This window comes from Desulfofundulus sp. (genome assembly GCF_049701015.1).
GTDB lineage: Bacteria > Bacillota > Desulfotomaculia > Desulfotomaculales > Desulfovirgulaceae > Desulfofundulus.
Map to the genome: position 1 here is coordinate 1 of NZ_JBNATZ010000247.1, position 3652 is coordinate 3652.

The 3652-nt window shown below is 53.0% G+C and carries 5 protein-coding genes; all 5 read left to right on the plus strand.

The window, feature by feature from the left end:
- The first annotated feature begins 300 nt into the window (after positions 1-300).
- Entirely contained in the window at positions 301-1311 is a 1011-nt protein-coding gene (spoIIIAA, locus tag ACPLUI_RS12500) for a stage III sporulation protein AA (RefSeq protein ID WP_424660587.1), read from the plus strand.
- Complete coding sequence (gene spoIIIAB / locus ACPLUI_RS12505; protein ID WP_424660588.1) at positions 1312-1830, plus strand: stage III sporulation protein SpoIIIAB; 519 nt, start codon at positions 1312-1314, stop codon at positions 1828-1830.
- Between the two features lie 20 nt (positions 1831-1850).
- A complete protein-coding gene (spoIIIAC, locus tag ACPLUI_RS12510; RefSeq protein ID WP_424660589.1) occupies positions 1851-2054 on the plus strand; it encodes a stage III sporulation protein AC in 204 nt (67 codons plus the stop codon).
- Positions 2055-2075: 21 nt separating this feature from the next.
- The gene (gene spoIIIAD / locus ACPLUI_RS12515; protein WP_424660591.1) at positions 2076-2462 is read left to right on the plus strand and encodes a stage III sporulation protein AD; all 387 of its coding nucleotides are present in this window, start codon (positions 2076-2078) and stop codon (positions 2460-2462) included.
- Positions 2463-2507: 45 nt separating this feature from the next.
- Positions 2508-3652, plus strand: a 1145-nt coding sequence (gene spoIIIAE / locus ACPLUI_RS12520) for a stage III sporulation protein AE (protein WP_424660590.1), incomplete at its 3' end; no start/stop codon positions are given.

Genomic DNA, 3652 nt, shown 5'->3' on the forward strand with positions numbered 1-3652 from the left:
GCTGGCCCTACGAGCTGGAATAGCGTCAAGCAGTCATTTTCAAGTGTCAAATATACAAATATAATAGAACCGTCATGACAAGGATGCGGCGCTGTCCGAAGCGAAGCACTGGAGTGAGCGGGGAGAGCGCCGTATCCAGCCAGGTTCACTGAATATTTAACTTTCAAGAAAGACTTCATGCCGCTTTTAAAACACCCTAACCCTTCACCGCGTAGGTGAGGGGTTCTTTTTTTGACAAATTTTTGCGGTATAAAAACTTGTCCCCTCAAATATCTATGGAGTGAAGGGGAGGGACAAACCATGACCATTGCGCCTTTGCTCCGGCCGGTCAGGTCCACCAGAAGTCATCCTGTGGAAGAAGTGCTGCCGGTGTTACCGGTTCAACTGCGCAATCTGATTGCCGGGTTGCCCCTGGAAGTCCTGGAACGGCTGGAAGAGATCCGCCTGCGCCAGGACCGTCCCCTGGCATTGGGACTGGTACACAAGGATGTTTTTCTGAGTCCGGAGGGAAACCTTGTGACAAACCCGGAAGACGCCTACCTGGTCAGTGCCGGCGACCTCGAGCGCACCATCCAGCTCGTTACCGGGTCATCCCTTTATGCGCTGGAAGAAGAATTGCGCAACGGGTATATCACCCTTCCCGGCGGGCACCGGGTTGGCCTGGCCGGGCGAGCTGTTCTGGAAGGGGGGCGGGTGAAAACATTAAAATACATCAGTTCCCTGAATATTCGTATTTCCCGGGAAGTGCCGGGGTTGGCCAGTTCCCTGTTGCCGTACCTCATCGACCGCCGCATAAAAAACATTTATCATACGTTGATTTTCTCCCCGCCACGCTGCGGGAAGACCACCATGCTGCGTGATATCATCCGCCAGCTCAGCAACGGTGTACCGGAGCTGGGTTTGCCAGGTTTGACCGTGGGGGTGGTGGATGAACGTTCCGAGCTGGCCGGCTGCTACCGGGGTGTGCCGCAACGTGATGTAGGGGTCCGGACTGATGTCCTGGACGGTTGTCCCAAGGCTGAAGGCATGATTATGTTGTTGCGTTCCATGGCTCCCCAGGTAATAGCCACCGATGAAATCGGGAGGGTTGAGGATATCGCCGCACTTGAAGAAGTGTTCCATGCCGGAGTGCGCGTTCTGGTTACCGTTCATGGTGCTTCCCTGGCCGAACTGGCCACCCGCCCAGCCCTGCAACATCTCTTTAAGCTGAAGGTAATCCAGCGTTTTGTCCTTTTGGGCCGTTCACGCGGTGTAGGTACGGTTGAAGATATCCTGGACGGTCAGACCATGCGTTCCCTGGAGGTGAACTGATTGCTGAAAATCCTTGGATGTGCACTGATCCTTCTCGCTGGAAGCGGAGCTGGGATGACGATGGCCAGGCATTATGCCCGGAGGCCGGGAGAACTGCGCAGTCTGCAGGCCGCTTTAAAAATGCTGGAAACGGAGATCACCTATACCGCCACACCCCTGCCCGAAGCTCTGGGCCTGGTTGCGGAGAGGGTGAGCCCGCGGGTGGCCCTGTTGTTCAACCTTGCCAGAGAAGAGCTCCTGTCCCCATCGGGTTCTACGGCGCGGGAGGCCTGGGAGAAAGCCATAAAAAAGTTTTATCCAACAAGTGCCCTGGTACCTTCCGATCTGGCCATCCTCCGGCAGCTGGGTCCAGCCCTGGGCGTTTCCAGTATTCAGGACCAGAGTAAACACCTGAACCTGGCCATGGAACAATTGGGTATGGAAATTATGAGAGCGGAAGAGGAGGCCTCACGGTATGTAAAACTCTGGAATTACCTGGGTTTTCTCGGCAGTCTGGCACTGGTTTTGATGTTGTATTAAACAAAAAAAGGGGGAGCTATATGGGTTACGATGTGAATCTAATTTTTAAAATTATCGGTATTGGAATTCTCGTGGGGGTTGCTCACTATGTCCTGAAAAATTCCGGGAAGGAAGATTATGCTGTTATTGCTACTCTGGGCGGTCTGGGCATCGTGCTCATCTGGGTGGTGCAACTTTTGGGTGGTTTCTTTGACCAGGTCAGGTCGGTTTTCAAGTTGTTTTAGAGAGATAGAGAGGTGGCACGAGTGGAGATCATGCAGATTGTCGGCCTGGGGATAGTGGCGGCGGTACTGGCGGTCACCATCCGTCACAACAAACCGGAAATGGCCATGCTTTTAAGCATTGCAGTGGGGATTATCCTCTTCATGATGGTCCTGGGTAAGATTGGCACGGTAATTGACGTTCTCAAGGAGCTTTCCGCCCGGGCCAATTTGAATATGGTTTACCTGGGGACAATCCTCAAAATTGTTGCCATAGCCTACATTGCCGATTTTGGTGCCCAGATCTGCCGGGATGCCGGAGAGGGGGCGGTAGCCTCCAAAATTGAACTTGCAGCCAAGGTTCTCATCCTTGTCCTGGCAGTACCTATCATGATCGCCGTACTGCAGTCACTGTTAAAAATTGTACCCTGAGGTGAGAAGGGGATGCTACGGCCTTTCTGGTTCTGCTTCTTCTGCATGCTATTATTATTCTTTCCCGCTACCGCCCTGGCTTTACCGGGGGATGTGTCCGGGTCTGCTCAATCCCTGGAGCCGGCGCAAAAGGCACTGGATGTCAGCGGGGTGGAGGATTACATAAACACCCTGGATACAGAAATTAAAAAATCCCTGCCCGGGTTTAACTTTAAAGAAATGGTTATGCAATTAATGCGCGGAGAAATTAATCTCAGTCCCGCAGAAATTTTTCGCAGCCTCCTTTCTTATTTATTTCGCGAGGTGGTAGCCAATTCCACCCTCCTGGGTAAACTGGTTGTCCTGGCCATAATATGCGTGGTGCTACAAAATTTTACCGCTGCCTTTGACCGGGGGACTACCGGCCAGCTGACCCATACCGTAACTTACCTGGTCCTGGTTACTATTGCCATTGGTTCTTTTGCCCTGGCGGTACAAACCGGCAGGGAAGTGGTAGATAAGATGGTTACGTTTATGCAAGCCCTGATGCCCGTCCTGCTCACCTTGCTGGTGGCTCTGGGTGGGGTGACTACGGCGGCCATCTTTCACCCCGTGATTTTGGTGAGCATTACTTTTATCGGAACACTGATCAGAAACGTGGTGCTGCCTCTGGTTTTCTTTTCCGCCGTGCTCGGCCTGGTGAGTCAACTTTCTCCTCGCTTTAAGGTTTCCGGCCTGGCCGGACTGTTGCGTGGTGTGGCAGTAGGGCTTCTGGGGGTAATGGGAACGGTTTTCCTGGGTCTTTTAGCCATCCAGGGGGTGGCCGGGGCTGTAGGGGACGGGGTGGTTTTGCGCACCGCCAAGTTTTCTCTGGATGCCTTTATTCCGGTAGTAGGGGGAATGTTTTCAGAAGCTCTGGAAGCTGTGATCAGTTCCTCCCTTCTGATAAAAAATGCTTTGGGTATTGCCGGTGTGGTGGCGGTGGTGATGATGATGACACTACCGCTGGTCAAACTAATTTCCCTGGCCTTCATATATAAACTCGCCGGGGCCTTGATTCAACCGGTAGGTGATTCTCAGGTGGTAAGCTGTCTTTCCGATCTGGGCAACAGCATAATCATCATCTTTGCCACGGTGGCTACAGTGGGTTTGCTCTTCTTCTTCGCCATTGCCATCCTGGTAGGGGTGGGCAACCTTACTGTCATGCTGCG